The sequence below is a fragment of the Enterobacter sp. E20 genome (assembly GCF_000801755.2).
In the GTDB taxonomy this organism is placed as follows: Bacteria; Pseudomonadota; Gammaproteobacteria; order Enterobacterales; family Enterobacteriaceae; genus Enterobacter; species Enterobacter asburiae_B.
The window spans coordinates 2,668,263-2,692,855 of the sequence record NZ_CP012999.1 but is presented as its reverse complement, the minus strand read 5'-3'; the positions used below and the strand labels follow the sequence as shown (position 1 = coordinate 2,692,855).

Here is a 24,593-nt window from a genome sequence, read left to right as displayed (position 1 = left end):
TGCGGCGTCGGCAGGTAGAATGCTGGCCGTTTATCTGTTCCGCGCCGCTGCGCGCCCATAGACGAAAAGGGCTGGTCATGACGTCTGTTACATCCTCCACTTCCCGCGTAATTACGGATTCTCCTGTTGTTGTTGCGCTCGATTACAATAAGCGTGACGCTGCACTGGCGCTTGTCGACGGCATCGACCCTCGCGACTGCCGTCTGAAAGTTGGCAAAGAGATGTTCACGCTGTTTGGACCGCAAATCGTTCGCGATCTGCAGCAGCGCGGCTTTGACGTTTTCCTCGACCTGAAATTCCACGATATCCCGAATACCACGGCGCACGCGGTTGCCGCAGCCGCAGAGCTGGGCGTATGGATGGTCAACGTCCACGCATCGGGTGGGGCAAGAATGATGACGGCCGCCCGTGAAGCGCTCCTGCCGTTCGGTAAAGATGCACCGCTGCTGATTGCGGTCACGGTGCTGACCAGTATGGACGAAAACGATCTTCGCGACCTGGGCGTGACGTTGTCACCCGCCGAGCATGCCGAACGTCTCGCGCGTCTGACGCAGCATTGCGGCCTGGATGGCGTTGTTTGTTCCGCGCAGGAAGCGGTACGTTTCAAATCAGCGCTGGGCCAGGATTTTAAACTGGTTACGCCCGGTATTCGTCCTGCAGGCAGCGAAGTGGGCGATCAGCGCCGTATTATGACGCCTGAGCAGGCGCTGGCTGCTGGCGTTGACTATATGGTCATCGGGCGTCCGGTGACGCAGTCTGCCAACCCGGCTGAGACGCTTAAGGCTATCAACGCATCGCTGAAAAAGGGGGCCTAATGACCGATTCCAACAGCCGTCTGGTCTATTCAACCGATAGCGGGCGTATAGACGAGCCGAAAGCGAAAGTGGAACGTCCAAAGGGGGACGGCATCGTTCGGATCCAGCGCCAGACCAGTGGACGAAAAGGGAAAGGAGTTTGCCTTATCTCCGGCATTGACCTGGATGATGCTGAACTGGCAAAGCTGGCGGCCGAGTTAAAAAAGAAATGTGGCTGCGGCGGCGCCGTGAAAGACGGCATTATTGAAATCCAGGGAGATAAGCGTGATTTAATAAAATCTCTACTGGAAGCCAAAGGGATGAAAGTCAAACTGGCAGGCGGTTAAAATAAATGAGCCACGGCAAATGCCGTGGCTCGTGTTATATACGTGCGTATGTCAGACCTGAAATGCGTTCAAATATCGCAATACCGGGGAAGGCTTAGAGAATAATTATTTGCCAACCTGGTGACCGATAATACCACCGACAGCAGCGCCACCTAATGTACCCAGCGTACTACCATCCGTTAATACTGCACCACCGAGAGCACCGGCACCGGCACCAATAGCGGTGTTACGGTCACGTTTAGACCAGTTAGAGCACGCGCTCAGGGACATTGCTACAGTGATTGCCAGAACAGCGGCGGCTAATTTTTTGCTGGTTAAGGTCATAATACTTTCTCCTGAATTATCGATTCACGGAAAGATGTACACGTTAAGTATAGACGAATCGAATACTTAATTCTGTTCTCCGTGAAAGCTGGTCGCGCAGGCGTTACGTAATCACGCAGGTGATAGTCACTTCCTGTTATATCGCTAACATTAATTTTACGACTTTAATGCAGGTTAAACAGGTAAAAACTCTTAAAGAAGTACCAGGAATCATCTCAGAGAAAGAAGGGGCGTATGCGCCCGAAATTCGGGCGCGGAGGGAACTCAGGCGGTCGTTTTAATAATATTGACGATCAGCCCGTCATCTTCCAGTTTATTACGGTGCGCATCGCTCAACCGTTCATCGGTAATCACGCGGCTAAAGCGTGAAACCGGGCCCATCGTGTATGGGTGAACGGCGCCAAATTTAGAGCTGTCGGTCAGCACAATGGCTTCACACTCTTTTTCAAGCACGGCATTCACCACGTCGGAGCGCATCATATCCCGGCCGGTAAAACCTGTCTCCGGTTGCCAGCCGTCAATCCCGATAAAGGCCTTGCTGAAATGAACCTGCTGGACATACTGACGGGTCAGCGGGCCTACCATGCTTTCACTTTTTTTCTGGTAAATACCGCCCAGCAGAATCACCTCACAGCGCGTCTCTTTGAGCAAGTGCGCGATATAGCTGCTGACGGTGATGATGGTAACGTCTTTTTGATCGGCAAGCGTGCGCGCCAGAAGGGCATTGCTGCTGCCGTTTTCAATAAAGACGGTCTCGCCGTTGTTCACCAGGGACGCGGCAAATTCCGCCAGTTCACGTTTGAGCGCGTAGTTATTCATCATGCGCGTCTCCACGTCATCGCTGTCCAGCGGGACAGCATATCCGTGCGCGCGACGCAGGTAGCTCTGTTTTTCCAGCAGATTAAGATCCTGGCGGATGGTGACTTCAGACACGCCAGTGGTTTTAGCGAGGTCGACTACGCTTGCGCGTCCCTGATCGATGACCATCTGCAAAATGAGTTGTTGTCGGGAATTCATAGCATCCATTTAATAAAGCGAAACGAGGTCGGAGACGGTGGGATTAAACTTCCCACGGCGCTTTTGGCTGTCTGTTTTCTGGCGCATTGTCAGCACCATTCTGAGCAAGAAGTTCAGACTTCAGGATCTCGAGATTACGGATAGCAGAGTGATAATCGCCCGCCACCAGGATATCCAGCACGGTATCAATTCGTTGTGCTACAGCTTGTGCGTCAATAGTCGACATAATCTCACCCCAGGCGCGAAAAGTTAATATTTTCAATGATGCAGAAATTAGGTTCAAAAGAGAAGGGAAAAAATGCAATAACTAAATTACATAAACGTAAGTGATAAATTTATTCCCCCTCATGCAGCAGGCTTAATGACTGGATTAGTCTAAAACTGCGCGCAAGGCGCTTTTTTATAAGAGGAATTAGACTATGACAGTTATCAATCAGCCTACCTGCACACTGTTTACCGATACTGAACGGTTCACGCAGCTGTCAGGGTATTACGAGGCGGAGCGTCACACGGTCTGGATGATGCTGCGGGCTCAGCCACGTCCTTGCTTTAACCATGCGTTAATAGAGGAGATCATGAACTTTTCATGGCTGGTTCGCCAGTCTGGTTTTGCGGTTGATTTTTGGGTAACCGGATCGCTGGTTCCCGAGATGTACAATACGGGCGGTGATTTACAGTTCTTCGTCGAGTGCATTCAGAACGGACGTCGGGAAGCGTTACGGGCGTACGCTCGCGCCTGCGTTGATTGCGTCCATGCGGCCTCACGGGGTTTTGATACGGGAGCCATCACTCTGGCAATGGTAGAAGGCAGTGCGTTAGGGGGCGGGTTTGAGGCCGCTCTGGCGCACCATTTCGTCCTGGCTCAGCGCGATGCCCGTTTAGGTTTCCCGGAGATAGCCTTCAACCTGTTTCCGGGTATGGGTGGATATTCCCTCGTTGCACGCCGTGCAGGCATGAAGCTGGCGGAGGAACTTATCTACAAAGGGGAATCCCATACGGCTGAATGGTACGAGCAGCACGGGCTGGTGGATGTCCTGTTTGAACCGGGACAAAGCTATGTCTCCACCCGAACCTTCATCGATACGCTGCGGCCAAAACTGAATGGCGTAAGGGCGATGCTGCGCGCCCGTACTCGCGTTCTGCAATTGCCTCGCAGTGAACTGATGGACATCACGGAAGACTGGGTTGATGCCGCTTTCTGCCTGGAGCCGAAAGATATCGCCTACATGGAGCGTCTGGTCACGCTGCAAAACCGCCATCACGCGGCGGGCCTGCGTAAAGCCAGTTAACGTTGATTTCGCGCTTGATATCGTTTTAGCCATCGCTCGAATGCGGCAGCGGGCATCGGCTTAGCAAACAGAAAACCCTGCCGTTCGTTGACGCCGTTCTTGGTCAGAAAGGCGTCTTCTTTTGCATTCTCCACACCCTCGGCAATCACCTGCAGATTTAACGCCTGCGCCACCGCGACGATAGCGCGCACCAGCGACTGGGAAATAGACTGCTTATGAATATCCCTGACGAAAGATTGATCGAGCTTAATGGCGTCGATAGGGAAGCGGGCCAGCTGAGAAAGGGAAGAGTAGCCGGTGCCAAAATCATCCAGATGAATTTGCGCCCCGAGTCTGCTGAACTGCTGGATCACGGACAGCGCCAGCTCTTCATTTTCGATAAGACAGCTTTCGGTCAACTCAACGTCGACCGGGCAGTATTCAAAATTCAGATCCTTCAGCGCCTGCTTTAAGTCGCTGAAGATGGTCTGGTCGGCCAGCTGGCGTGCAGAGACGTTCACCGCCACGCGCAGGTTTATTCCCTTATCGCGCCATTTTGCCACCTGGCGAACCACATCGAGCATCACCCAGCGGCCCAGCGGCACAATCAACCCCGACTCCTCGGCATAAGAGATAAACTCCAGCGGCGGGATCAGGCCGCGTTCTGGCGATTGCCAGCGGACCAGCGCTTCAAGGCTTCTGACTTCTCCGCGCCAGGTTATTTTCGGCTGATAGTGGATCAGAAGCTGATCGTTATCCAGCGCCTTGCGCAGGTTGGTATCCAGCCAGAGATACTCAAACACGCGCTGGTTCATCTCGGGTGAGAAGACGCAGAACTTGCCCCGGCCGTTCTCTTTGGCGGTGTACATGGCGGTATCGGCGTTGCGAATAACGCTTTCCCGGTCGTTTCCGTGCTGCGGGGCGAGGGCAATACCCAGAGAGCAGCCGGTATAAATCTCAATCAGACCGATTCGGAACGGCTGGCGCAGACGGGTTAAAATGCGCGACGCCATCGCCTCCAGAGAGCCCTGAGAGGTATTGGTGGCCATGACGATAAACTCATCGCCGCCAAGACGCGCCAGCACCTGTTCCTCGTCCAGACAGCTCAAAATGGCGAGGGCGACAGCCTGCAACAGCTGATCGCCAAACATATGCCCGTAAGCGTCGTTGACCTTTTTAAAGTTATCCAGATCGAGATACACCACGCCCACCTGCGTGTCGCCGCGGTTATCGATGGCGTCAGAAATCAGATCGTGGATCGCATTGCGGTTTGGCAGGCCGGTGATGGTATCGGTATTGGCCAGCACGCGCAGCCGCTCCTGAGCGCGGCGCTCCTCGGTAATATCTGTCCCGGAACAGATAAGGAAAATTTCATTTTTACCGCTGCCGCTGTGCACGAATTTGTTTCTGAACAGAAACAGGCGCTGCCCTTTACGCGTTTTGATCCAGCGTTCGACTTCGTAGGAACTGCCGTTGCGAAAAAAACCGGTAATATTGCGCTTTGAGGCTGCCGCTTCGCTGCGGCTCATAAACAGCTTAAATACGTTCTGACCAATGACTTCTTGCTCTTTCAGGCCGGTGTACTCTTCGCTAAGCCGGTTAAAACGCTGAATATTGCCGTGCTGATCGAGAATAACAATGACGGAGTTGGCCTCTGAGACAACCTGTTCCGCGAAAGAGAGCCCCTGAGCCAGATCGCGCGCCACGGAGGGCGTATCGTTCCAGGCGGAAGCGGTGCCTGCCCACTCGTTGCGGGTAATTTTACGGCCCACAAGATGAACCGGGACATCTTCTCCGTACAGGGAGAGCGACATGGAAATACTGGAGGTAATAACGGTTAAATGACGGATGAGATCGGCCTGTTCATCGTCCAGCGCCACGACCTGAGTGACATCGGCATTTTCGCTGGCGGAGAGGTGCAGAGCGTTGCTGTCGGCTGACAGGCGCCACCACGGGCTGTGAGTCCCCATGTAGCGAAACAGCAAATTCTGCTCCAGATCGTCCATCATGTTTTCTCCCGCAGCTGTTCATTAGCGCACAAATTATTCATTTGCTGTCGACTTTTCCGTTGAGAAACAGCGGCAAAACCGAAGTGAACCTGTTGTTTTTCCCTGCTTTCTTATAATAAAACGAGTCAGGTTAAAAAGGATACTGAGCGTATAGAAATTCACGTAACCGAATATAACAACACTCTTTTACTGTAGATAATTATGGCGGTTTTGGGCGAAGGGATGCTGAAAATAGTAAGGAAAAATAATGATTTTGTGGTGGGGATAAAAAGAAAAATTGTCGGCCCTTCCGGAAAGGAAATGGCCGACAATTGAACCGGTTATCAGGCGACAGGGCGCGCGATAATACTGCGGGTTTCCATGCGAACTTCGGCGATAGTAACGTCAATCACGTCGGTGACTTTGTAAACTGTTTCACCTTTAATTTGCACGGTACCGTTTTCCTGGCTACAGACCATTTCGTCACGAACCGCGTGCAGGAACGGCGCAGGAATAAACGCGACAGCACCGTTATCGACCAGACGGACGCGCATGCCCCCGCGGCTGATATCGATGATCTCTGCGGCGAAACGGGTGTCCGTACCGGCTTTATCCTGCAGGAAGCGTGCGTACAGCCAGTCACCAACGTCACGCTCGGCCATGCGGTTCAGACGGCGACGATCGGCCATCTGCAGCGTGGTGTCCTCCTGAGGACGGGCAATGGTTTCACCTTTGATAATCGCTTTCAGCAGGCGGTGGTTAACCATATCGCCATACTTACGGATCGGCGATGTCCAGGTGGCGTAAGCTTCGAGGCCAAGACCAAAGTGCGGGCCAGGTTCGGTGCTGATTTCAGCGAAGGACTGGAAGCGACGAATGCGGCTGTCCAGGAAACCCGACGGCTGCGCGTCCAGCTCGCGGCGAAGCTTGCAGAAGCCCGGCAGCGTCAGCACTTCTTCAGGATCAACGTGCACATCGTGAGTCTTCAGCAGGGCCGCCAGCGCTTCGGTATTCGCCGGATCAAACCCGGTGTGGACGTTGTAAATGCCAAAGCCCAGCCTGTCGCGAAGCACGCGTGCGGCGCAGATGTTGGCGGAAATCATCGCCTCTTCAACGATGCGGTTCGCAATGCGTCGCGGTTCGGCCACGATGTCCAGCACTTCGCCTTTCTCGCCCAGAACAAAGCGATAATCCGGGCGGTCTTTGAACACCAGCGCGTGGGTTTTACGCCACTCGCCGCGGTTCAGGCAGATGCGATGCAGCAGACGAATTTGCGCGGCAATGGCGTCTGATTCAGGTTTCCAGCTACCGGTATTTTCAAGCCAGTCGGAGACGTTATCGTAGGCCAGCTTGGCTTTCGATTCGATGGTGGCGGCAAAGAACTCGATATCGTCTTCAATCGCGCCATCTGCGGCGATAGTCATGCGGCAGGCAAGGACCGGGCGCACTTCATTTGGACGCAGCGAGCAGAGATCGTCTGACAATTCGCGCGGCAGCATCGGAATATTGAAGCCCGGCAGGTAGTTGGTGAAGGCACGGATTTTCGCCGCGTCATCAAGCTTGCTGCCTTCGGCAATCCAGGCGGTTGGATCGGCAATGGCGACGGTAAGATGCAGTTTGCCATCGGCGCTCTCTTCAGCGTACAGCGCGTCATCCATATCTTCCGTGCTGGCGCTGTCGATGGTGACAAACTCCAGCGCGGTGAGATCGCGGCGCGTCAGACCTTCGTCCTGCATCTCGGTCGCTACGCCGTTCGGCGCTTCTTTTTCAAGATTGTGGCGTGCCAGCGTGACCCACCATGGCACAAAGTGGTCGGCGCCAAAGGTGATGAACTGGGTCAGCTCAGCATAAAAACCGCGATCGCCTTTCAGAGGATGACGGCGCATTTCTGCTACGGCCCAGTCACCTTCTTTAAAATCATGCTCAACGCCACGGGCGGCGCGGCAGGGAATGGCATCTTTCAGCAGGGGATGATCCGGCACGATAGCAAGACGATCGTCTTTTCTCTGCACCTTACCCACAAAACGGGTCAGGAACGGTTCGATCAGTTCTTCCGGCTCGGCAGACTCGCGGTCCTTCTCGGTATGAATGACGGCCATGACGCGATCGCCATGCATCACTTTCTTCATCTGCGGTGGCGGAATGAAGTAGCTTTTCTGCGCGTCAACCTCAAGGAAGCCAAAGCCCTTTTCCGTGGCTTTTACGACCCCTTCTGCACGCGGCGTCTGGGAATGCAGTTGCTGTTTAAGCTGCGCTAGCAGCGGGTTGTCCTGAAACATAATGTTCTATTTTCGTAGCCATTGAGCGGCTGACAGTTTTACGCGATTCTCACTGTCTCAGCAAGCGCTCTTTGGGTAATTAGTATGGTTATTCCTCTTTACCAAACGCGACTTTCAGACGATTGAGCCAGCCATCAAACGCGCTGTCCGAAGACAATAAAGTTGTACACAAAGCACTAAAGTTGTAACCATTCTCAAAAAACGACGCTAATGTTGTATACTTACTGAATGTGTGGTTATAGGGTTGGAGACTATAAAATGCACATATAGGTACGTATCAATGTCGTTTTTTGGGTACGATCATGGGTAGGGGTAGGCGTCTCAAATCCTATTTGGATTATGAAAATGCGCTAGGTGACGGCATAGGAGTGGGCTATGGCCAAAGTTATCAGCCCTGGCTTAGAGCTCAGGACGTTAAATCCCGTGGAAACCGTTCGATAGTCTTTGGCCTTAAGACGTTTCGAAACCATCATCTCCTTTCTTCTGTCGAAAGTAACTTTTTCTATCTGGCTGAGTTTAATGACTCGGTGATTGATATCCGGGAACAATTCCCACTCTTTCCTCTCCGGCTTACCCAACAAATAGCAAATCATCTACATTTTCAACATCCTATGGTGAGGGGAGTAAGAGGAGTACCTGTCGAAGTTCTGAATGTTATGACAACCGATTTTTTACTGACCTTGAGAACTCCTGAAGGCGGACTTCGATACAAAGCTATAGCAGTAAAACATAACGAGAGCATACCTGAACGCGAAGCCCAAAAACTTGAAATAGAGAGGATGTTTTGGCAGTTGATTGATGTTGAGTTTCAAATTTATGTTGGCTCGGAACTCAATAACGTCGTCGGTAAAAACATTTGCTGGGCTACTTCTGTATTAAGAGATGGTTCTGAATTTTATGATAAATATCCTCTTGATAAAATCCTATGGAAGCTTAAACCAGATGTTTATCCCATAGTGGGACTACGTGCAATGATTTCATCAATCATTGGGGTAGATGCACAAGAAGCGATGATGTTATTGCAGGCAATGATTGGATTAAAAATGATAAAAATTGATTTATCATATCCAATACTCGAAACCGGTCTGATAAAGATAATATCCAATGGCCACTATATAGGACTGAACGCAAATGGATATTATTAGAAATTCAGTCTGGCTCTCTCAAGGCACTGATTTGCTTGCAGAGGGGCTTTATCGTGTTTTGGATTTTGACAAAAAGGTTGATTTGTTAATTTTGTTTAAAATAAAATCAGAAAGAACGGGTAAGCCAATTCCTTTCTCATTTTCATTGTTTAAATATTATATTGAATCAAATAGCATAACTTGTAAAGATTATATATACCCTTCATATATGTTAGTAGATGAGAAAGAAATAACAGATGAAGACAGGGGAAGGCGAGATGAAAATTACAATATCATTAAAGATCTTGTAGATGACAGAATGTTTCTGTTCGACTATGCATTACATAAAAAGTCTCACCTTTTAATGGACTACTCCAGAAATAAAAAAATATCACAATATACTATCAGAACGCTTCTGGCGTTGTACTGGCGACATGGGCAGGATGTTTATGCATTACTACCCGCATTCTCGAACTGTGGTGCCGCTGGGAAAAGTAGAATCAAACATGAAATTAAACTTGGGAATTCCAAGAAAAACAGAGCATTACCTAATGAACGTTCACGTGTTTTCATTCTTAATGAAAGAGATATAAATAATATTAGAAAATCTCTCATTATGTATCATTATAAAGTTAACGGAGATACGATAAAGAAAACATTAGAGAGACATATTGATTTGTATTTTAGGGATGAAATTAAAACAGCGAACTTAGAAAATAGAGCTCCATATGTTCCTTCTTTAAAACAATTTTCATACTGGAATAAAAAACTCTTCACTAAAGATTTCTCGATAAAGAAGAAGAACACGAAAAAAGAAATAGACCTCAAAATGCGGGCGCTTTTAGGTAGTGCGGCTAATACAACTGTTTTACCGGGTGATGTTTTCGAAATAGACTCAACTGTCGCTGATGTACATCTTATTTCGAGTTTAAACAGACGAAAAGTCATTGGGCGCCCAACTATTTATACAGTGGTGGATCGCGCAACAAGAATGATTGTTGGCCTTCATGTTTCTTTATACCATGCTTCATGGCGAGCTGCCCGACAAGCGTTAGCAAATTGCTTTATGCCAAAAAAAGAATATTGTAGATTATTTGGAATCTCTATTACTAATGATGATTGGCCTTGTTCTCATATTCCATTAACATTGATGTGTGACAACGGGGAGATGATTGGTCTTAAACCTCAGGAAAAGATGACCCCCCTGACAAAACTTGAGTTTGCGCCAGTCGGTAGAGGCGACAGAAAAAGCATTGTTGAACGCTGTTTCGGTATTCTAAATGATGAAGTTATTCATAGGCTTATTGGAACAACACGAAGGGGTAAGATTGTTAAAGGAGAGCCAACACCGCAATCCAGGGCTTGTTTAACGATTCAGGAGGTCACGTCTTTACTGATTCGGGAGATACTTGCACATAATCAGAGAACATATGAAGAACTGGCTTATATCAATCCCTTACTGATTGAAAATGATCTCGTAATATCACCAAAAAATAGTTGGATGATAAGCTTAAAGCACGGGAGATTCAGCGCAAGAGCCGTTGGGGCCGACGAAGTGATCGCACGATTGTTGATCCCTGTGAACGCTAACATTACCGCCGGTGGGATTCAGTACAATAATCTTTTTTATGAATGTGATCCAGACATTGCATCAGGTGCCAGAGTATTTGGAAGAACCACTTGTGAAGCAAGAATAGATGACAATTGCGTAGATTATATATATGTAAGATTTGACAAAAATAGCATTTTCAAAAAGCATTACCTGCTTAAGAAAAGAGATATATTTAAAGGTAAAGCTCATCTTGATACAGATGTAATGGCTGATTGGGTAGATACTCAAAAAGAAATTAATTTATTTACTCTGAATTCACTCAGCAATATCAATAATAAAGATGATTTTAACAAGAAAGGTAACGAAAGATTAAATGAAATATACGAATCTCGACGGGTACATGGTAAAGATATTAAAAAGAACAGGAAAAATGAACTTGATTCATTAGGGCGAACTGATGTTGCTAATGGAAGACCTGAACCCCTACTTCCGTCATCCAGTAAGGTTCTGCTTTTGCCTGGCCGGGAGGAGAAACAAAGATGGTTAAAAGGTAAGAAGAAGACTGAGGACGCAGAATAATGAACCTTATACGGAGCGTTTCAGCGATATATAAAGAACAGGAGTTACCTGAGTATCGTGGCAACCCCTTAATTGAAGCACTTCCTGAAGCGCTTACGGAAGATGAAGTACTTCTGGAAATGAGTTATTTTCCCGAAATTGACGAAAAAATCCGCTGGACTGCCCCGGCGAATGTTAGAGAGCAGTATGTCGAACGTATAAAGAAATTCCGTTGCCCTCAAACCAATCTTATCCAGGCTTATAAAATGATTTTACGGGCACTTAGGGAAAGCTATGCAGCCCGTAATCCTTTAAAAAGCGGAACTATTCAATATCTTCATTACTATGGGACTGAGCGTCCTGATATTGAACCCGAAAGTGGATATTTTAAATCCCAGGCTGAAACCATTACGATAGTTGGAATGAGTGGTTCTGGAAAAACTACCATGATCGAGCAAGTCATGGATCATTTCCCTCAGATTATAGAACACAGCAGCTATAAAGGAGTTTTTCCCGGCTTCAGTAAGCAAATCGTATGGGTAAAGATTAATTGTCCATACAACTCAAGTGTGAGAGACCTTTGTGAAGAGATTTTACAAAAATTAGATGATGCAATTGGTATTGAACGAACTACACCAGAGATTAGAAATGGTGCTCTGGCTCGCCAGATTGCGCAAAGAATAAAATCATCATTTTTAGGTATCCTTGTTATTGATGAAATGCAGAGGCTAAAATTTTCAAGAACTGGAGGTGAGAGTAAGTTGATTGATTTTTTACATGAAATTGTAGATTCGATGGGGGTATCTATGGTTTTTTGTGGAAATCATCCTTTTGACGAGACTCTGACAAAGAAAATGAGAATTGCCAGGCGGGCAGAGTCTGGTGGTTATATGAAAATTTCAAATGTCAGATACGACTCACAAGACTGGCAATCGTTTATTCATTATTTATGGCCATTACAATGGACAAATGTTGAAACACCATTAAATGATGAGTTAAACGAAAAATTATTCATTTTATCTAAAGGCAACATTGGATTGGCTCAGATGATTTATCGGGGGGCACAATTAAAGGTTATCGGTAGCGGTAATGAAATCATAACTGGTGCAGTCTTGTCGGCCTCTGTACCGGTACTCGTAAGCCATACGGAGGAATATAAGGATACTTTACTCCCGGGGGCAGCGACTGAAGACGAGGAAGCCAAATGGCTCTCTGCATCTAATGAAAGTGATGCTTCGGCTAAGTTCATGTCAGAGAAGCCCTTAAAAGCTTTGATCCCTGGAGATATAGACAGGCCACAGCACAAGGAATTCGTAAGAAAAATAGACGAGGTTATGCGCAATTTCGACGAGAAAATACTGTCTCTTGACCATGATCTTGTTATCACCAGAACAGCTGAAAAGAAAAATACCTACGATGCTCTTCAGCGTTGCGGGCTTATAAATACAGATCCACTTAATAAATTGTAATGAGGTCATCAGTTCGTAACGGTCAAAGAGAGGTGGGGTAAATGAGAATGTTGTCTGTTTTACCTGATGAATCCTTGTTCAGTCGGTTTTGTCGGACAGCTACCGTGTACGGTATGTCCCCATCTTCTCTGTTAACGATCATTTTCCACAAACCTGATATGAGCGTCCATCCAATTCTCAATTCAGGATTAAAGGCTATTTCTCTTCATACATCCGAAAGTGCAGACCAGCTCTGGCATGAACAGACTTTACTCCCTCTGTTTGCCTGGGCACTACCAATCAGTCGTAATGAAATTATGGATTTCAACACGACCCCTGCCAGGCTTAATCGATTGTGCCGCCTTAGTAATTTTTCACTAGGACAGCGGACACTATTGAAGTTTTGCCCGGTTTGCGCTCGTGAAGATACTTTTCATTATGGTGTTACTTATTGGCATCTGGCGCATCAACTTCATGGGGTTACAACCTGCCATCGGCACCAGGTAGTGCTTGAAAGCATCAATGTCCCTTCTGCACCGCACATACGTATTGGACTGATGCCTCCTGTTTCGTATACAGAACAACTCAGCAATGAGACAGACTTCGATTTTGCTAAATTTTGTTATGAGTCCATAAATATAATCAGAAGAAAAGAAATTTGTCACCCAAATTACATGGATGTACTTAAAAAGTTAAATTTATTATCATTGGACGGGAATCTGAAGAAAAATGTATTTTACGCACATGTTTATGCTAAGTGCCAGTTATTTGGGGAGGGTTCATCGGAGCTTCTACCGACATCCCTTACTGATTATCACTACTGGGAGCCTATACTCAAAGATAAATGTTGTCAGCATCCCACAAAACACCTTTTGCTTTGTTATTGTTTGTTAAATACTTGCTGGCCAACGTATGCAGGAAGTCGTCCTAATAAAAAGAAAGAAATCTTTAAAAGTCATAAGGAATACAGCTTTCATATGGCTGAAAATAATACTAGTGTTAGCAACCTTGGGAGAGAATTTAATCGCAGCAGATGTTACATTAAAACACTTATTTATAAAAAATACCTGAGGGCGTTTAAGCGAAACACAAAAATTAATATATTCACTGAATTGCTTATCAAGTCTATGGCTGTAAGGGGGTTTAGTCTGGCATCCATAGCTGAGAAAAACTCATTATCGGAAGGAACTGTATCCTCTGTAATTTCTTCTTGTTACGGTTTATGCTCATGGCGTAAAAAATGTAAAAAAGATTCTTTAAGACGGCGTCATAAGCAGAAAATATTAAGATTTATACATAATCAATCCATTTCTGTAACGCGAAAGTTAGTCAAGGAAAGTTGTTATGCTAGTTTCTTTTGGCTAAATAAACATGAAAATGGCTGGCTTAATTCCTGTCTTCCTAAAGCAGTACGATGTTATAGAAATAAAAGAGTAGACTGGAGCGAGAGAGATATAATCTCATCATCATTAATAAATGTTGTTTTATCTCAGGGGCAATACCCGATGTCACTTACAAGCCTGGATGCTTTACTGGGGGGGGCATAACTGGCTTTTGAAATACAGAGATAAACTACCAATGACAATGACACTTCTCAGGAAAAAGAATCTAATTAAATAAGAGGGAGTGATATGGTTTACGAAAATGAATTGTGGCACAGTTTTCTTCTGCGTTCACAGATAATGTATAACTTATCCAATTGCAGGAACATAATATCTAAGCATGGTGAACTAAGGTACGATGCCTTTCCTCGGCTCGAACTGATTGATATGTACAAATTGCATAGTTTGCAGGATATATATGACATTCTTGCCACAAGAAATGGTTATATACTAACTTCCAATATAGTGTCGTTATCTTCTGGTGTTTACGGGTATTTCAACGCTGTTGAAGATGCCTGTCGAAATAATTTACACATAACTAATTCATATCCATTGGTAAACATCTCAAAGATTCATTACTGCCATAAATGTATTATTGAAGATATACACTCTAAAGGCATTGGTTATCTTCGTCATAGATGGTTGTTTGAATCTAAATGTGCAGCTCATAGTACCTGTTTATATGAGGTTTGTTTTGACAACTATTTGGATGCAGTGAAAGGACTTAGTGACTTAATTATAAGTGGAATAAATCCTCATGGTTATTGTTCCCTTGTGGTTGACATTTCAAATCCTTTCAAAACTCCAGTGTATTTATTGCCATGTGCCAGGGATAAAATTTTAAAATGGATTTCTGACAATAAAAATGAGCTGGTTTACTTTCTCTTTGACCTCTTTAAAAGTAAATCGCATTCTAGTTTATTAAAGGTTATTGAAGTCAGGATAATGCATAGTAGTTATATTTCTGCGGTGTTCAGGATATTGAGTGAGGTTAATTTTTGTAATTTCAACTCATTTATTACCGATTTATTCGAGGACGTAAGTTATGCCTCTGTTGGACTTGATGATTATTCTGTTAATGTGGATTTTCTCAGGCTAAAAGCCGCAGATTGCAAATTTTGCCGGTTCAATGGTAAAAATTTTTGCTCACTTTTTAATGTAAAGCTTCTTCGCTAATTTTTACTTCATTTATAAACTACTAAGAAAGCTAATAAGATAGGGTTATATATTTTGATTAGGGCGGGAATAAATTATCACTTCCCGAGTATCCCTGGGGGTTACCACCTGAGTATGATGCCGGTTAGCAACAACGTCTAAAAGACCTACGATCACGATAAATGTCACTGGGTCACTCTCAAGCAAAGTGGTCAGGGGTGCTAGATACCAGTACTGCTTACTCAACACGGCCTTGTTTTTGAAAGATGCCGAATCTTGGCAAGAGGCGTATTACAGCCTATAGTCTGTTAATGAGTATTACAGCTTATCTGCTGTAAATCCATTCGTTGTGCTTGTTAACCCGTCGATACGGAAGATCACTTATGAACACTCAATACGCTTTGAAGACCTTGAAGGGGTCGTCTCAGAAAACGGAATCTATGGTCACTCCCGTTTTTGCAACACCGATTTTGACGACAAGTTGGCTTGCTTGAATCTATCCGGCGTCTGAATGGGATTTTATTCCCGCGCCTTGATGAGTTCCGCGCCTGATGAACCTCCAGAAAATATACGGCTTCAATGAGCCTTTCCGTTTTACAGGTTCCTCAACAGGCCGGTGGGCCGTTAGTATCATCAATATCAGTATTCGCAAAACCAGATCAGTAATTCTTTAAACCGGTGTATTTCTGCCGTTATGCTACATAAGTTTGCTGTCGTGCCGTTAGGGCCCAGGCTATTCTGGCCAGCTTGTTTGCCAGAGCACAAGTGACGACAAAGTTGCTTTTCCGGCACAGTAAATCCCTGACCCAATCGGCCAATTTGCCAGACTGGTGTTCCAGTTTTTGTATGAATACCCTGGCACATTGAACCAACAAAGTTCGGATCTTTTTATTACCTCGCTTACTAATTCCCAGCAATGTCGTCCTACCTCCCGTGCTGTACTGCCGAGGTACAAGCCCTGTTGCCGCCGCAAAGTCACGGCTGCTGGCGTACTGCTTCCCGTCGCCAATCTCAGTTGAAATAGTACTCGCTGTCAGTGTTCCGACGCAGGGAATGCTCAGCAAGCGCTGTCCAACCTCATCTTCGTCCAACTTTCGTTTCAACTGGGATTCCAAATCTTTAATCTGCTCAACAAGATAGTGATAATGCTGTTGTAATTTCAGCAATAACTGGCTGAGGTAAAGAGGCAAACTATTATCCTCAAGAATGGTACTCAGTCGGCTAATAACGGCAGCTCCTCGGGGAACGCTAATGCCAAATTCCAGCAGAAAAGCATGCATTTGATTGGTTGTTTTTACCTTATCCTGAACCAGGGATTCACGGACACGATGCAGAGCCCGCATTGCCTGCTGAGATTCCGTTCTGGGCTGCACAAAACGCATAGACGGACGCGATGCAGCTTCACAAATAGCTTCGGCGTCGACAAAGTCGTTTTTATTGCTTTTAACGAACGGGCGGACAAATTGTGGTGATATCAGCTTTGGGGAATGCCCCAACTCTTCCAACTTGCGTGCCATAAAGTGAGAACCGCCACAGGCTTCCATTGCGATGGTTGTAGCGGGGCATGTCGCCAAAAATTCGATCAACTTTGGCCGGGTAAATTTTTTACGGTAAACAGCCTTCCCGCGACGATCCTGGCAATGAATATGGAAAGAGTTTTTACCCAGATCGATACCAATGAGCGCAATGTTTTCCATGATAGTTCTCCGAATGAAAGCCTGTCCTCAGCATAGTACCGGGAAGGAGGGAGTGACCATCTCATTAAATAAAGCACGCTAAGCCGGTTGCAGCGGCCGTAGCGGCCTGAACTTGCCCGCGCCGATCTTGGCGCTGCTGCGCCAGAGGTAATCGCCGGTCAGGTTGATGTGCTCCCAGCCGAGCGGCGACAGGTACTGCAACAGGCCGTCATCGACGGCTTGACCGTGGCCACGCAAGGCGTTCGCGGCCCGCTCCAGATAGACCGTGTTCCATAGCACGATGGCCGCCGTCACCAGGTTGAGGCCGCTGGCCCGGTAGCGCTGCTGCTCGAAGCTGCGGTCGCGGATTTCCCCCAGGCGGTTGAAGAACACGGCGCGGGCCAGCGCGTTGCGCGCCTCGCCTTTGTTCAGCCCGGCATGCACGCGGCGGCGCAGCTCGACGCTTTGCAGCCAGTCCAGGATGAACAGTGTGCGCTCGATGCGTCCCAGCTCACGCAGGGCGACGGCCAGGCCGTTCTGGCGCGGGTAGCTGCCAAGCTTCCTGAGCATCAGCGAGGCCGTCGCCGTGCCCTGCTTGATCGAGGTGGCCATCCGCAGGATTTCATCCCAATGGGCGCGGACGTGCTTGATGTTGAGCGTGCCGCCGATCATCGGTTTCAACGCCTCGTAGGTGGCATCGCCCTTCGGGATGTAGAGCTTGGTGTCGCCCAGGTCACGAATGCGCGGGGCGAAGCGGAAGCCCAGCAGGTGCATCAACGCGAAGACGTGGTCCGTGAACCCTGCCGTGTCGGTGTAGTGCTCCTCGATCCGCAGGTCGGATTCGTGATACAGCAGGCCGTCGAGCACGTAGGTCGAGTCGCGCACGCCGACGTTCACGACCTTGGTGTGGAACGGCGCGTACTGGTCGGAGATATGGGTGTAGAACGTCCGCCCTGGGCTGCTGCCGTATTTCGGATTGATGTGGCCGGTGCTCTCGGCCTTGCTGCCGGTGCGGAAGTTCTGGCCGTCCGACGATGACGTGGTGCCGTCGCCCCAATGCTCGGCGAAGGGATGTCGGAACTGCGCGTTGACCAGCTCGGCCAGTGCCGCCCCGTAGGTTTCGTCGCGGATGTGCCAGGCTTGCAGCCAGGCCAGCTTGGCGTAGGTCGTGCCGGGGCACGATTCCGCCATCTTGGTCAGGCCCAGGTTGATCGCGTCGGCGAGGATCGTGGTCAGCAACAGGTTTTTGTCCTTGGCCAGGTCGCCTGACTTCAGGTGGGCGAAGTGCCGGGTGAAGCCCGTCCATTCGTCTACCTCCAGCAGCAATTCGGTGATCTTGACGTGCGGTAGGATCATCGCCGTCTGGTCGATCAGGGCCTGTGCGGTATCGGGCACCGCCGCATCGAGCGGCGTGATCTTCAGGCCCGACTCCGTGATGATGGCGTCCGGCAGCTCGTTGGCCAGCGCCATGCGGTTGACGGTGGCGAGCTGCGTTTCCAGCAGCGTCAGCCGGTCATGCAGGTACTGGTCGCAATCGGTGGCCACGGCCAGCGGCAATTCGCTGGCCTGCTTGAGGCTGGCGAATTTCGCGGGCGGCACCAGGTAGTCCTCGAAGTCCTTGAACTGGCGCGAGCCTTGCACCCAGATGTCGCCGGAGCGCAGCGCGTTCTTCAGCTCCGACAGCGCGCACAGTTCGTAGTAGCGCCGGTCGATGCCGGTGTCGGTCATCACCAGCTTCTGCCAGCGCGGCTTGATGAACTCGGTCGGCGCGTCGGTGGGCACCTTGCGGGCGTTGTCGCTGTTCATGCTGCGCAGCACCTCGATGGCGTCGAGTACGTCCTTGGCGGCGGGCGCGGCCCGCAACTTGAGCACGTCGAGAAATTCCGGCGCGTAGCGGCGCAGCGTGGCGTAGCTCTCGCCGATGCGGTGCAGGAAATCGAAGTCCTCGGGTTGCGCGAGCCGCTGCGCTTCGGTGACGCTCTCGGCGAAAGCATCCCAGGACATGACGGCCTCGATGGCGGCGAACGGATCGCGGCCCGCTTGCTTGGCCTCGATCAGCGCCTGGCCGATGCGCCCGAACAGCCGCACCTTGGCATTGATCGCCTTGCCGGATGCCTGGAACTGCTGCTGATGCTTGTTCTTGGCGGCATTGAACAGCTTGCCCAGGATGCGGTCATGCAGGTCGATGATTTCGTCGGTGACGGTGGCCATGCCCTCGATGGCGAGCGCCACCAGGGTCGCGTAACGCCGCTGCGGCTCGAACTTCGCCAGGTCGGCGGGCGTCATCTGGCCGCCCTCGCGGGCGATCTTGAGCAGCCGGTTCTGGTGAACCAGCCGCTCGATGCCGGAGGGCAGGTCGAGCGCCTGCCACGCCTTGAGGCGTTCGATGTGTTCCAGCATGTGCCGCGAGTTCGGTTTGACCGGGGATTGCCGCAGCCAGGCCAGCCACGTCGTCTTGCCGTTGTCGCGGCGCTTGAGCAGATCGTCGAGGCGACGGCGATGCACGTCCGTCAGCGGCTCAGCCAAGGCGTCGTAGAGACGCCGGTTGGCGCGGGTAATCGCTTCGGCGCTCGCCCGCTCGACGGCGTTGAGGGCGGGCACAATGACCGACTGCCGCCGCAGGTGCTCGATCAAGGCTCTGGCCAGCACGATGCCCTTGTCGGTTTGCATGGCCAGCTCGGTCAGCAACTGGACAGCCTGCCGGTAGTGGCCAATCGTGAACGGCTGGAAGCCGAACACCGTTTGCAGCTCGACCAGGTGCTCGCGTCGGGTCTGCTCACGCTGCCCGTACTCGTCCCAGCTTTCGATGCCGACCTTGAGCTGGTTGGCGACCAGTCTCAGCAATGGCGGGAACGGTGGCTCATCAGCGCCAAGGATGACGCCGGGAAAGCGCAGGTAGCAGAGCTGCACCGCGAAGCCCAGCCGATTGGCCGGGCCGCGCCGCTGCCGGATGATGGAGAGGTCGCTTTCGCTGAACGTGTAGTGACGGATCAACTCATCCTTGGTGTCCGGCAACGCCAGCAGGCTTTCGCGCTCGGCGGCGGAGAGGATCGAACGGCGGGGCATGCGGTTTCCTTCTTCTTGAAAACGTAGGTTTGTGACAAGCCCGCCAAGGCAACCGGCGCGGCACGGGAATCAAGGCATTGCGATTCTCGAAAATAGTTCTTGAAATTCTATTCTTGATTGCATATCATCTCAACGAGTTTCGATAAGAAAGGATGCGCATGCGACCGTCTGTTGTGCTTGACATGAAGCGAAGCGCAGTGCGTGAAGCGGTAGGCCGCTTTCGCGCCGCGAACCCGCGCGTCTTCGGCTCGGTGCTGCATGGCACCGACCGGGATGGCAGCGACCTCGACCTGTTGGTCGATGCGCTGCCCGGTGCCACGTTGTTGGACTTGGGCGATTTGGAAGAAGAACTGAAATCGCTGCTCGGCGTTGACGTCGATCTGCTGACTCCCGGCGACCTGCCGCCGAAGTTCCGGGCCAAGGTGCTCGCGGAGGCGCAACCGATATGAGCGAGAACCGCCTGCCCGATTACCTCGACCACATTCAGCAGGCCGCAACCGATGCGCGCAGCTTCGTGGAAGGGATGGCCAAGGACGACTTCTTGGCCGACAAGCGCACCCAGCAGGCCGTCATCATGAGCCTGATCGTCATCGGCGAGGCGGCCACAAAGGTGATGGATGGCTACGTCGAGTTCACCCAGGCGCATGCCGACGTGCCGTGGCGCAGCATGCGCAATATGCGTAATCGCATGGCTCACGGCTATTTCGACATCAACCTCGATGTGGTGTGGGAGACGGTACAGGAATGGCTGCCGGCGTTGCTCCAGCAATTGCCCGCCGTGCGTCAGGATGCCGACGATGAAGACCGTAACGACAAAGGCATGGAGCCATGACCAATCAAGCCGCCGATGTTCGGCCCCTCTGGCGTGTTCGATCCCGCGACCTATGAGCCGCGCTCGGGCAAGACCTTCTGGATGGCCGCAACGGACGTGAGTTCGCTGGTGGGCAAGGAGGCAGCAGCCGACACGCTCATCGGCAACTGCACGACCGCACGACCAGCCTCCCGTTCAAATTCGAGTTAGAATTCATATCCAGCCTGTCTGGGGGCACTGTGAAAGAGGGATCTCCGATGACTGTTGAATCGAGAATATTTTCTGTAGCCGAGTATGTTCAGCCGTCCGAAGGCGAGCCTATTCGTTCCGTTGTGCTTGAAACCCGAGACTCAATTATCGTGGTTTGGCATGTCCATCCCGGGCAGGAAATTGCGGCTCACATTCATCCTCACGGCCAAGACACGTGGACTGTTTTGTCGGGAATGGCTGATTACTTTCAGGGCAATGGGATTGTTCGTGCCCTCAGGGAAGGTGAGATAGCCGTGGCAAGACCGGGCCAAGTGCACGGGGCGCGAAATACAGGTACCGAGCCATTTGTGTTCGTCTCGGTTGTGGCATCAGCCAATGCCGGTTTCGTATTGGCTGAGCGATAGAGCCCAATCTCTGGAGTTGGTCCAATGAGCGGTCGGGGAGATAGGTAACAGACATGCAGCGGACACGGCTGCTAAACCAGGTCGCAAACCTCCTTGCGTCGCAGCGTGCCGCAAGCGACGCGATCAATCGAATGGGGTCGGCATGAGACTGAACACCATCCAGTTCCCGACCGCGTAGCCGCCTGTCCTGCCGATCAGGTCTTGACCATCGACGCCTGGGATCAGTCCTGAATGTTCTTGGAGACCACTACGTTATGAGCCGCAGCCGCCGCAAAACACCCATCGTCGGGCACACGACCTGCGGCAGCGAGCGCGAGGACAAGAAGCTCTGGCATCAGCGCTGGCGCACCCGTGAGCGCACGGCGCTGACCAGCGCGTCGCCCGAAGCCCTGAGCGCCCATCTGCCCCTGCTGGAAAACCAGGCCAGCAGCGTCTGGTCGATGGGCAAGGATGGCCGCTCCTACTGGCCCGTCAAGCGCCAGGCCGCCACGGCGGATCGCATCGCCAATCACAAGGGACGCAACCCGCAAGAACGCGCCTCCCTGAAAAAGCGCCTGCTGCGCAAGTGGATGAGCAAATGAAGCTCTCCTTCCATCAGCACATTGCGCTGTTCTGGATGATCGGTGCTCCGGGCGTCTTCGCGCCCGTGATCGAGAACGCCAAGCGGCCCGATGCCGGCGCCGTCATGGCGTGGGGTGTCGCGATCGTGGCGGTGATGATCCTCTTCACCCCTTTGCTGCTGCGCTGTCCACCATTCCGGCGCTGGTATGGCCGGACGGATGCGCTGTCGGAGCGGCAGCGCCAGGCGCTTGCCGAGCGCGGCCTGCGCCGCTACTACCAGACCGCTTTCGATGACGGCTACGTGCCCCGCGTGATGCCCTACGTGTGGCGCATCATCTGGACGGTCGGCGGGTTGATGGCTGTGACCGCCGTACTGCCTACCAACACCGGACGGCCAGCCTTCGATGCCTTGGTGGTCTTCTCGACCTGGTATCCGATAGGCGTGATGCTGCTGGTTTTCGCGTCGAGGCCCCTTGGCCGGTTGATTCGCCAAAGAGCACAGGAGCGGCGGAAATGAGCACGTCAACCATCGAGGCGCTGGCCAGCGCCTGGGCAAGGATTGCCGAGGAAGCGGAATTCCCCGCTGACTACGAGGGGACTGCCACACCACAAGCGCATCGGGCTAGCGAAGCTATTCAGGAGCAGATTCGGGAGCGCATCGTCGCCACCAACGACATGCGGCTGTTCAGCCTGCTGCACCTGCTGGGTCAGGCGTCGCTGCGCATGGAGCAAGCGCTGTGGCCGGAGGATTACGAGCGGATGACGCGCGAGGTTGAGGAAGCCCTGCGGCAAGCCACCGACGCCAACGCCAGATCGTACACCCACGAAGAAGTGATGCAGGCGATGCAGGAACGCATCGACCGGGCGCGAGACAAGCCATGTTGATTGGCTATGCGCGCGTCTCGACGCAGGATCAGAACCTGGAGCTGCAACGCGAAGCCTTGAGCAAGGCCGGATGTAAAAAGGTCTTCGAGGACAAGGTGAGTGGCACGCGGGCAGACCGGCCTGGCTTGGCCAAGACGCTCGAAATGCTGCGCGAAGGCGATACTTTGGTCGTCTGGAAGCTCGACCGGCTGGGCCGGTCGGTCAAGCAACTGGTCGATCTGGTCGGCGATCTGCACAAGCACGGTGTCCAGTTCAGGAGCCTCACCGACTCCATCGACACCGGCACACCATCCGGGCGGTTCTTCTTCCACGTCATGGCGAGCCTTGCCGAAATGGAGCGCGAGCTGACCGTCGAGCGCACCCGCGCCGGGCTGGAAGTCGCCAAGCAGCTCGGCCGCAAAGGCGGCCGCAAGCCGAAGATGACCGACAGCAAGATCGAGTCGGCCAAGAAGCTGCTGGCCAGCGGGGTGCCGCCCAAGGACGTGGCCAAGAACCTCGGCGTGTCCATTCCGACGCTGTACCGCTGGGTGCCAGCCTCCACGCACGCTTAGCGTGCTTTATTTAATGAGATGGTCACTCCCTCCTTCCCGGTACTATGCTGAGGACAGGCTTTCATTCGGAGAACTATCATGGAAAACATGGCACTGTTGCAAAGTTAGCGATGAGGCAGCCTTTTGTCTTATTCAAAGGCCTTACATTTCAAAAACTCTGCTTACCAGGCGCATTTCGCCCAGGGGATCACCATAATAAAATGCTGAGGCCTGGCCTTTGCGTAGTGCACGCATCACCTCAATACCTTTGATGGTGGCGTAAGCCGTCTTCATGGATTTAAATCCCAGCGTGGCGCCGATTATCCGTTTCAGTTTGCCATGATCGCATTCAATCACGTTGTTCCGGTACTTAATCTGTCGGTGTTCAACGTCAGACGGGCACCGGCCTTCGCGTTTGAGCAGAGCAAGCGCGCGACCATAGGCGGGCGCTTTATCCGTGTTGATGAATCGCGGGATCTGCCACTTCTTCACGTTGTTGAGGATTTTACCCAGAAACCGGTATGCAGCTTTGCTGTTACGACGGGAGGAGAGATAAAAATCGACAGTGCGGCCCCGGCTGTCGACGGCCCGGTACAGATACGCCCAGCGGCCATTGACCTTCACGTAGGTTTCATCCATGTGCCACGGGCAAAGATCGGAAGGGTTACGCCAGTACCAGCGCAGCCGTTTTTCCATTTCAGGCGCATAACGCTGAACCCAGCGGTAAATCGTGGAGTGATCGACATTCACTCCGCGTTCAGCCAGCATCTCCTGCAGCTCACGGTAACTGATGCCGTATTTGCAGTACCAGCGTACGGCCCACAGAATGATGTCACGCTGAAAATGCCGGCCTTTGAATGGGTTCATGTGCAGCTCCATCAGCAAAAGGGGATGATAAGTTTATCACCACCGACTATTTGCAACAGTGCCCTTGTGACGAACTCGATCGTTGAGTTCGCCATGAATGATCCGCAGATCAGCGAAGCCTTCCAACTCCACCTGGCCAGGCTGGAAACGGCCCTATCTGGCGCGATCGAGCGGGCAAAGCAAGCGGGAGAACTATCGCGGGACGTCGATGCGGCCGAAGCGGCCGTATTTCTCGTATGCACGACGCAAGGACTCAATGTCCTGGCCAAGACCCGGCCCAGCCGGCGCACACTGGAGGCGATCACGCGGCATGCGTTCACGGCGTTGGGATTCGAGGCCTGAATCAG

At 51.1% G+C, this 24,593-nt stretch carries 23 protein-coding genes and 1 pseudogene; 16 read left to right on the top strand and 8 right to left on the bottom strand.

Annotated features, from left to right (window positions below; all coding sequences use genetic code 11):
• Window positions 1-77: 77 nt before the first annotated feature.
• Both pyrF and yciH read left to right on the top strand, forming a co-directional pair.
• Complete coding sequence (pyrF, locus tag NI40_RS12615) at window positions 78-815, top strand: orotidine-5'-phosphate decarboxylase (protein ID WP_039263676.1); 738 nt, start codon at window positions 78-80, stop codon at window positions 813-815.
• Entirely contained in the window at window positions 815-1,141 is a 327-nt protein-coding gene (gene yciH, locus NI40_RS12610; protein WP_023312064.1) for a stress response translation initiation inhibitor YciH, read from the top strand. Before pyrF ends, yciH begins: the two co-directional genes overlap by 1 nt.
• Before the next feature lie 105 nt (window positions 1,142-1,246).
• Here the strand turns inward: yciH and osmB are convergent, their stop codons facing one another.
• The 3 genes from osmB to NI40_RS12595 all read right to left on the bottom strand — a co-directional run bounded on the left by osmB (window position 1,247) and on the right by NI40_RS12595 (window position 2,708).
• Window positions 1,247-1,465 carry an osmotically-inducible lipoprotein OsmB gene (gene osmB, locus NI40_RS12605; RefSeq protein WP_008501216.1) on the bottom strand — a complete coding sequence of 73 codons (219 nt, stop codon included), beginning with the start codon at window positions 1,463-1,465 and terminating at the stop codon, window positions 1,247-1,249.
• Window positions 1,466-1,729: 264 nt separating this feature from the next.
• Window positions 1,730-2,482 carry a DNA-binding transcriptional regulator YciT gene (gene yciT / locus NI40_RS12600; RefSeq protein ID WP_039263552.1) on the bottom strand — a complete coding sequence of 251 codons (753 nt, stop codon included), beginning with the start codon at window positions 2,480-2,482 and terminating at the stop codon, window positions 1,730-1,732.
• 43 nt (window positions 2,483-2,525) lie between these two features.
• Window positions 2,526-2,708 (bottom strand): YciZ family protein, encoded by a 183-nt coding sequence (locus NI40_RS12595; RefSeq protein WP_024907126.1) that lies wholly within the window; start codon window positions 2,706-2,708, stop codon window positions 2,526-2,528.
• Window positions 2,709-2,901: 193 nt separating this feature from the next.
• Between NI40_RS12595 and NI40_RS12590 the strand changes: the two genes are divergently transcribed.
• A complete protein-coding gene (locus NI40_RS12590; protein WP_039263551.1) occupies window positions 2,902-3,771 on the top strand; it encodes a crotonase/enoyl-CoA hydratase family protein in 870 nt (289 codons plus the stop codon).
• On the opposite strand, the gene pdeR is transcribed toward NI40_RS12590, so the two are convergent.
• Together pdeR and NI40_RS12580 are read right to left on the bottom strand one after the other, a co-directional pair.
• Window positions 3,768-5,759: a cyclic di-GMP phosphodiesterase gene (gene pdeR / locus NI40_RS12585; protein WP_039263550.1), complete on the bottom strand. Its 1,992-nt coding sequence runs from the start codon at window positions 5,757-5,759 to the stop codon at window positions 3,768-3,770. The genes NI40_RS12590 and pdeR overlap by 4 nt on opposite strands.
• 323 nt (window positions 5,760-6,082) lie before the next feature.
• Window positions 6,083-8,017 carry an exoribonuclease II gene (locus tag NI40_RS12580; RefSeq protein WP_033145738.1) on the bottom strand — a complete coding sequence of 645 codons (1,935 nt, stop codon included), beginning with the start codon at window positions 8,015-8,017 and terminating at the stop codon, window positions 6,083-6,085.
• 302 nt (window positions 8,018-8,319) lie between these two features.
• Between NI40_RS12580 and NI40_RS12575 the strand changes: the two genes are divergently transcribed.
• The 5 genes and pseudogenes from NI40_RS12575 to NI40_RS22920 all read left to right on the top strand — a co-directional run bounded on the left by NI40_RS12575 (window position 8,320) and on the right by NI40_RS22920 (window position 15,257).
• Entirely contained in the window at window positions 8,320-9,162 is an 843-nt protein-coding gene (locus tag NI40_RS12575) for a TnsA endonuclease N-terminal domain-containing protein (RefSeq protein WP_024551180.1), read from the top strand.
• Window positions 9,149-11,272 carry a transposase gene (locus tag NI40_RS12570; RefSeq protein WP_024551181.1) on the top strand — a complete coding sequence of 708 codons (2,124 nt, stop codon included), beginning with the start codon at window positions 9,149-9,151 and terminating at the stop codon, window positions 11,270-11,272. The genes NI40_RS12575 and NI40_RS12570 overlap by 14 nt, the downstream gene beginning before the upstream one ends.
• Entirely contained in the window at window positions 11,272-12,720 is a 1,449-nt protein-coding gene (locus NI40_RS12565) for an ATP-binding protein (protein ID WP_001049182.1), read from the top strand. Before NI40_RS12570 ends, NI40_RS12565 begins: the two co-directional genes overlap by 1 nt.
• Window positions 12,721-12,761: 41 nt before the next feature.
• A pseudogene (locus NI40_RS22925) lies at window positions 12,762-14,319 on the top strand (TnsD family Tn7-like transposition protein).
• Between the two features lie 11 nt (window positions 14,320-14,330).
• A complete protein-coding gene (locus tag NI40_RS22920; protein ID WP_033144814.1) occupies window positions 14,331-15,257 on the top strand; it encodes a hypothetical protein in 927 nt (308 codons plus the stop codon).
• 671 nt (window positions 15,258-15,928) lie between these two features.
• Here the strand turns inward: NI40_RS22920 and NI40_RS12560 are convergent.
• Together NI40_RS12560 and NI40_RS12555 are read right to left on the bottom strand one after the other, a co-directional pair.
• A complete protein-coding gene (locus NI40_RS12560; RefSeq protein WP_000427623.1) occupies window positions 15,929-16,933 on the bottom strand; it encodes an IS110-like element IS4321 family transposase in 1,005 nt (334 codons plus the stop codon).
• Window positions 16,934-17,011: 78 nt separating this feature from the next.
• The gene (locus tag NI40_RS12555; RefSeq protein WP_003100881.1) at window positions 17,012-19,978 is read right to left on the bottom strand and encodes a Tn3-like element ISPa38 family transposase; all 2,967 of its coding nucleotides are present in this window, start codon (window positions 19,976-19,978) and stop codon (window positions 17,012-17,014) included.
• A 158-nt stretch (window positions 19,979-20,136) separates the two neighbouring features.
• Here NI40_RS12555 and NI40_RS12550 point away from each other — a divergent pair, with 158 nt between their 5' ends.
• The 7 genes from NI40_RS12550 to NI40_RS12520 all read left to right on the top strand — a co-directional run bounded on the left by NI40_RS12550 (window position 20,137) and on the right by NI40_RS12520 (window position 23,400).
• Window positions 20,137-20,427, top strand: coding sequence for a nucleotidyltransferase family protein (locus tag NI40_RS12550; RefSeq protein WP_001247892.1), 291 nt, complete (start codon window positions 20,137-20,139; stop codon window positions 20,425-20,427).
• Complete coding sequence (locus NI40_RS12545; protein WP_003100872.1) at window positions 20,424-20,810, top strand: HepT-like ribonuclease domain-containing protein; 387 nt, start codon at window positions 20,424-20,426, stop codon at window positions 20,808-20,810. Before NI40_RS12550 ends, NI40_RS12545 begins: the two co-directional genes overlap by 4 nt.
• 236 nt (window positions 20,811-21,046) lie before the next feature.
• Window positions 21,047-21,403: a cupin domain-containing protein gene (locus tag NI40_RS12540; RefSeq protein ID WP_003465043.1), complete on the top strand. Its 357-nt coding sequence runs from the start codon at window positions 21,047-21,049 to the stop codon at window positions 21,401-21,403.
• A 254-nt stretch (window positions 21,404-21,657) separates the two neighbouring features.
• Window positions 21,658-21,984 (top strand): hypothetical protein, encoded by a 327-nt coding sequence (locus NI40_RS12535; RefSeq protein WP_003100858.1) that lies wholly within the window; start codon window positions 21,658-21,660, stop codon window positions 21,982-21,984.
• Entirely contained in the window at window positions 21,981-22,481 is a 501-nt protein-coding gene (locus NI40_RS12530; protein ID WP_003100856.1) for a hypothetical protein, read from the top strand. The genes NI40_RS12535 and NI40_RS12530 overlap by 4 nt, the downstream gene beginning before the upstream one ends.
• The gene (locus NI40_RS12525; protein WP_003100853.1) at window positions 22,478-22,849 is read left to right on the top strand and encodes a hypothetical protein; all 372 of its coding nucleotides are present in this window, start codon (window positions 22,478-22,480) and stop codon (window positions 22,847-22,849) included. The genes NI40_RS12530 and NI40_RS12525 overlap by 4 nt, the downstream gene beginning before the upstream one ends.
• Entirely contained in the window at window positions 22,843-23,400 is a 558-nt protein-coding gene (locus NI40_RS12520) for a recombinase family protein (protein ID WP_003100847.1), read from the top strand. Before NI40_RS12525 ends, NI40_RS12520 begins: the two co-directional genes overlap by 7 nt.
• A gap of 141 nt (window positions 23,401-23,541) precedes the next feature.
• On the opposite strand, the gene NI40_RS12515 is transcribed toward NI40_RS12520, so the two are convergent.
• Window positions 23,542-24,246: an IS6-like element IS26 family transposase gene (locus tag NI40_RS12515; RefSeq protein WP_001067855.1), complete on the bottom strand. Its 705-nt coding sequence runs from the start codon at window positions 24,244-24,246 to the stop codon at window positions 23,542-23,544.
• Window positions 24,247-24,312: 66 nt separating this feature from the next.
• Between NI40_RS12515 and NI40_RS12510 the strand changes: the two genes are divergently transcribed.
• A complete protein-coding gene (locus tag NI40_RS12510; protein WP_218055121.1) occupies window positions 24,313-24,588 on the top strand; it encodes a TetR family transcriptional regulator C-terminal domain-containing protein in 276 nt (91 codons plus the stop codon).
• Window positions 24,589-24,593: the final 5 nt, after the last annotated feature.

What these genes read in the sequence shown, in the direction of transcription:
- NI40_RS12535 (WP_003100858.1), top strand. Translation starts at nt 21,658, where the DNA reads ATGAGCCGCAGCCGCCGCAAAACACCCATCGTCGGGCACACGACCTGC.
- NI40_RS12555 (WP_003100881.1), bottom strand. Translation starts at nt 19,978, where the DNA reads ATGCCCCGCCGTTCGATCCTCTCCGCCGCCGAGCGCGAAAGCCTGCTG.
- pdeR (WP_039263550.1), bottom strand. Translation starts at nt 5,759, where the DNA reads ATGATGGACGATCTGGAGCAGAATTTGCTGTTTCGCTACATGGGGACT.
- NI40_RS12540 (WP_003465043.1), top strand. Translation starts at nt 21,047, where the DNA reads ATGACTGTTGAATCGAGAATATTTTCTGTAGCCGAGTATGTTCAGCCG.
- NI40_RS12570 (WP_024551181.1), top strand. Translation starts at nt 9,149, where the DNA reads ATGGATATTATTAGAAATTCAGTCTGGCTCTCTCAAGGCACTGATTTG.
- NI40_RS12560 (WP_000427623.1), bottom strand. Translation starts at nt 16,933, where the DNA reads ATGGAAAACATTGCGCTCATTGGTATCGATCTGGGTAAAAACTCTTTC.
- NI40_RS12530 (WP_003100856.1), top strand. Translation starts at nt 21,981, where the DNA reads ATGAAGCTCTCCTTCCATCAGCACATTGCGCTGTTCTGGATGATCGGT.
- NI40_RS12525 (WP_003100853.1), top strand. Translation starts at nt 22,478, where the DNA reads ATGAGCACGTCAACCATCGAGGCGCTGGCCAGCGCCTGGGCAAGGATT.
- pyrF (WP_039263676.1), top strand. Translation starts at nt 78, where the DNA reads ATGACGTCTGTTACATCCTCCACTTCCCGCGTAATTACGGATTCTCCT.
- NI40_RS12545 (WP_003100872.1), top strand. Translation starts at nt 20,424, where the DNA reads ATGAGCGAGAACCGCCTGCCCGATTACCTCGACCACATTCAGCAGGCC.
- NI40_RS12590 (WP_039263551.1), top strand. Translation starts at nt 2,902, where the DNA reads ATGACAGTTATCAATCAGCCTACCTGCACACTGTTTACCGATACTGAA.
- osmB (WP_008501216.1), bottom strand. Translation starts at nt 1,465, where the DNA reads ATGACCTTAACCAGCAAAAAATTAGCCGCCGCTGTTCTGGCAATCACT.
- NI40_RS12515 (WP_001067855.1), bottom strand. Translation starts at nt 24,246, where the DNA reads ATGAACCCATTCAAAGGCCGGCATTTTCAGCGTGACATCATTCTGTGG.
- NI40_RS12550 (WP_001247892.1), top strand. Translation starts at nt 20,137, where the DNA reads ATGCGACCGTCTGTTGTGCTTGACATGAAGCGAAGCGCAGTGCGTGAA.
- yciH (WP_023312064.1), top strand. Translation starts at nt 815, where the DNA reads ATGACCGATTCCAACAGCCGTCTGGTCTATTCAACCGATAGCGGGCGT.
- NI40_RS12565 (WP_001049182.1), top strand. Translation starts at nt 11,272, where the DNA reads ATGAACCTTATACGGAGCGTTTCAGCGATATATAAAGAACAGGAGTTA.
- NI40_RS12520 (WP_003100847.1), top strand. Translation starts at nt 22,843, where the DNA reads ATGTTGATTGGCTATGCGCGCGTCTCGACGCAGGATCAGAACCTGGAG.
- NI40_RS12595 (WP_024907126.1), bottom strand. Translation starts at nt 2,708, where the DNA reads ATGTCGACTATTGACGCACAAGCTGTAGCACAACGAATTGATACCGTG.
- NI40_RS22920 (WP_033144814.1), top strand. Translation starts at nt 14,331, where the DNA reads ATGGTTTACGAAAATGAATTGTGGCACAGTTTTCTTCTGCGTTCACAG.
- NI40_RS12580 (WP_033145738.1), bottom strand. Translation starts at nt 8,017, where the DNA reads ATGTTTCAGGACAACCCGCTGCTAGCGCAGCTTAAACAGCAACTGCAT.
- NI40_RS12575 (WP_024551180.1), top strand. Translation starts at nt 8,320, where the DNA reads ATGGGTAGGGGTAGGCGTCTCAAATCCTATTTGGATTATGAAAATGCG.
- yciT (WP_039263552.1), bottom strand. Translation starts at nt 2,482, where the DNA reads ATGAATTCCCGACAACAACTCATTTTGCAGATGGTCATCGATCAGGGA.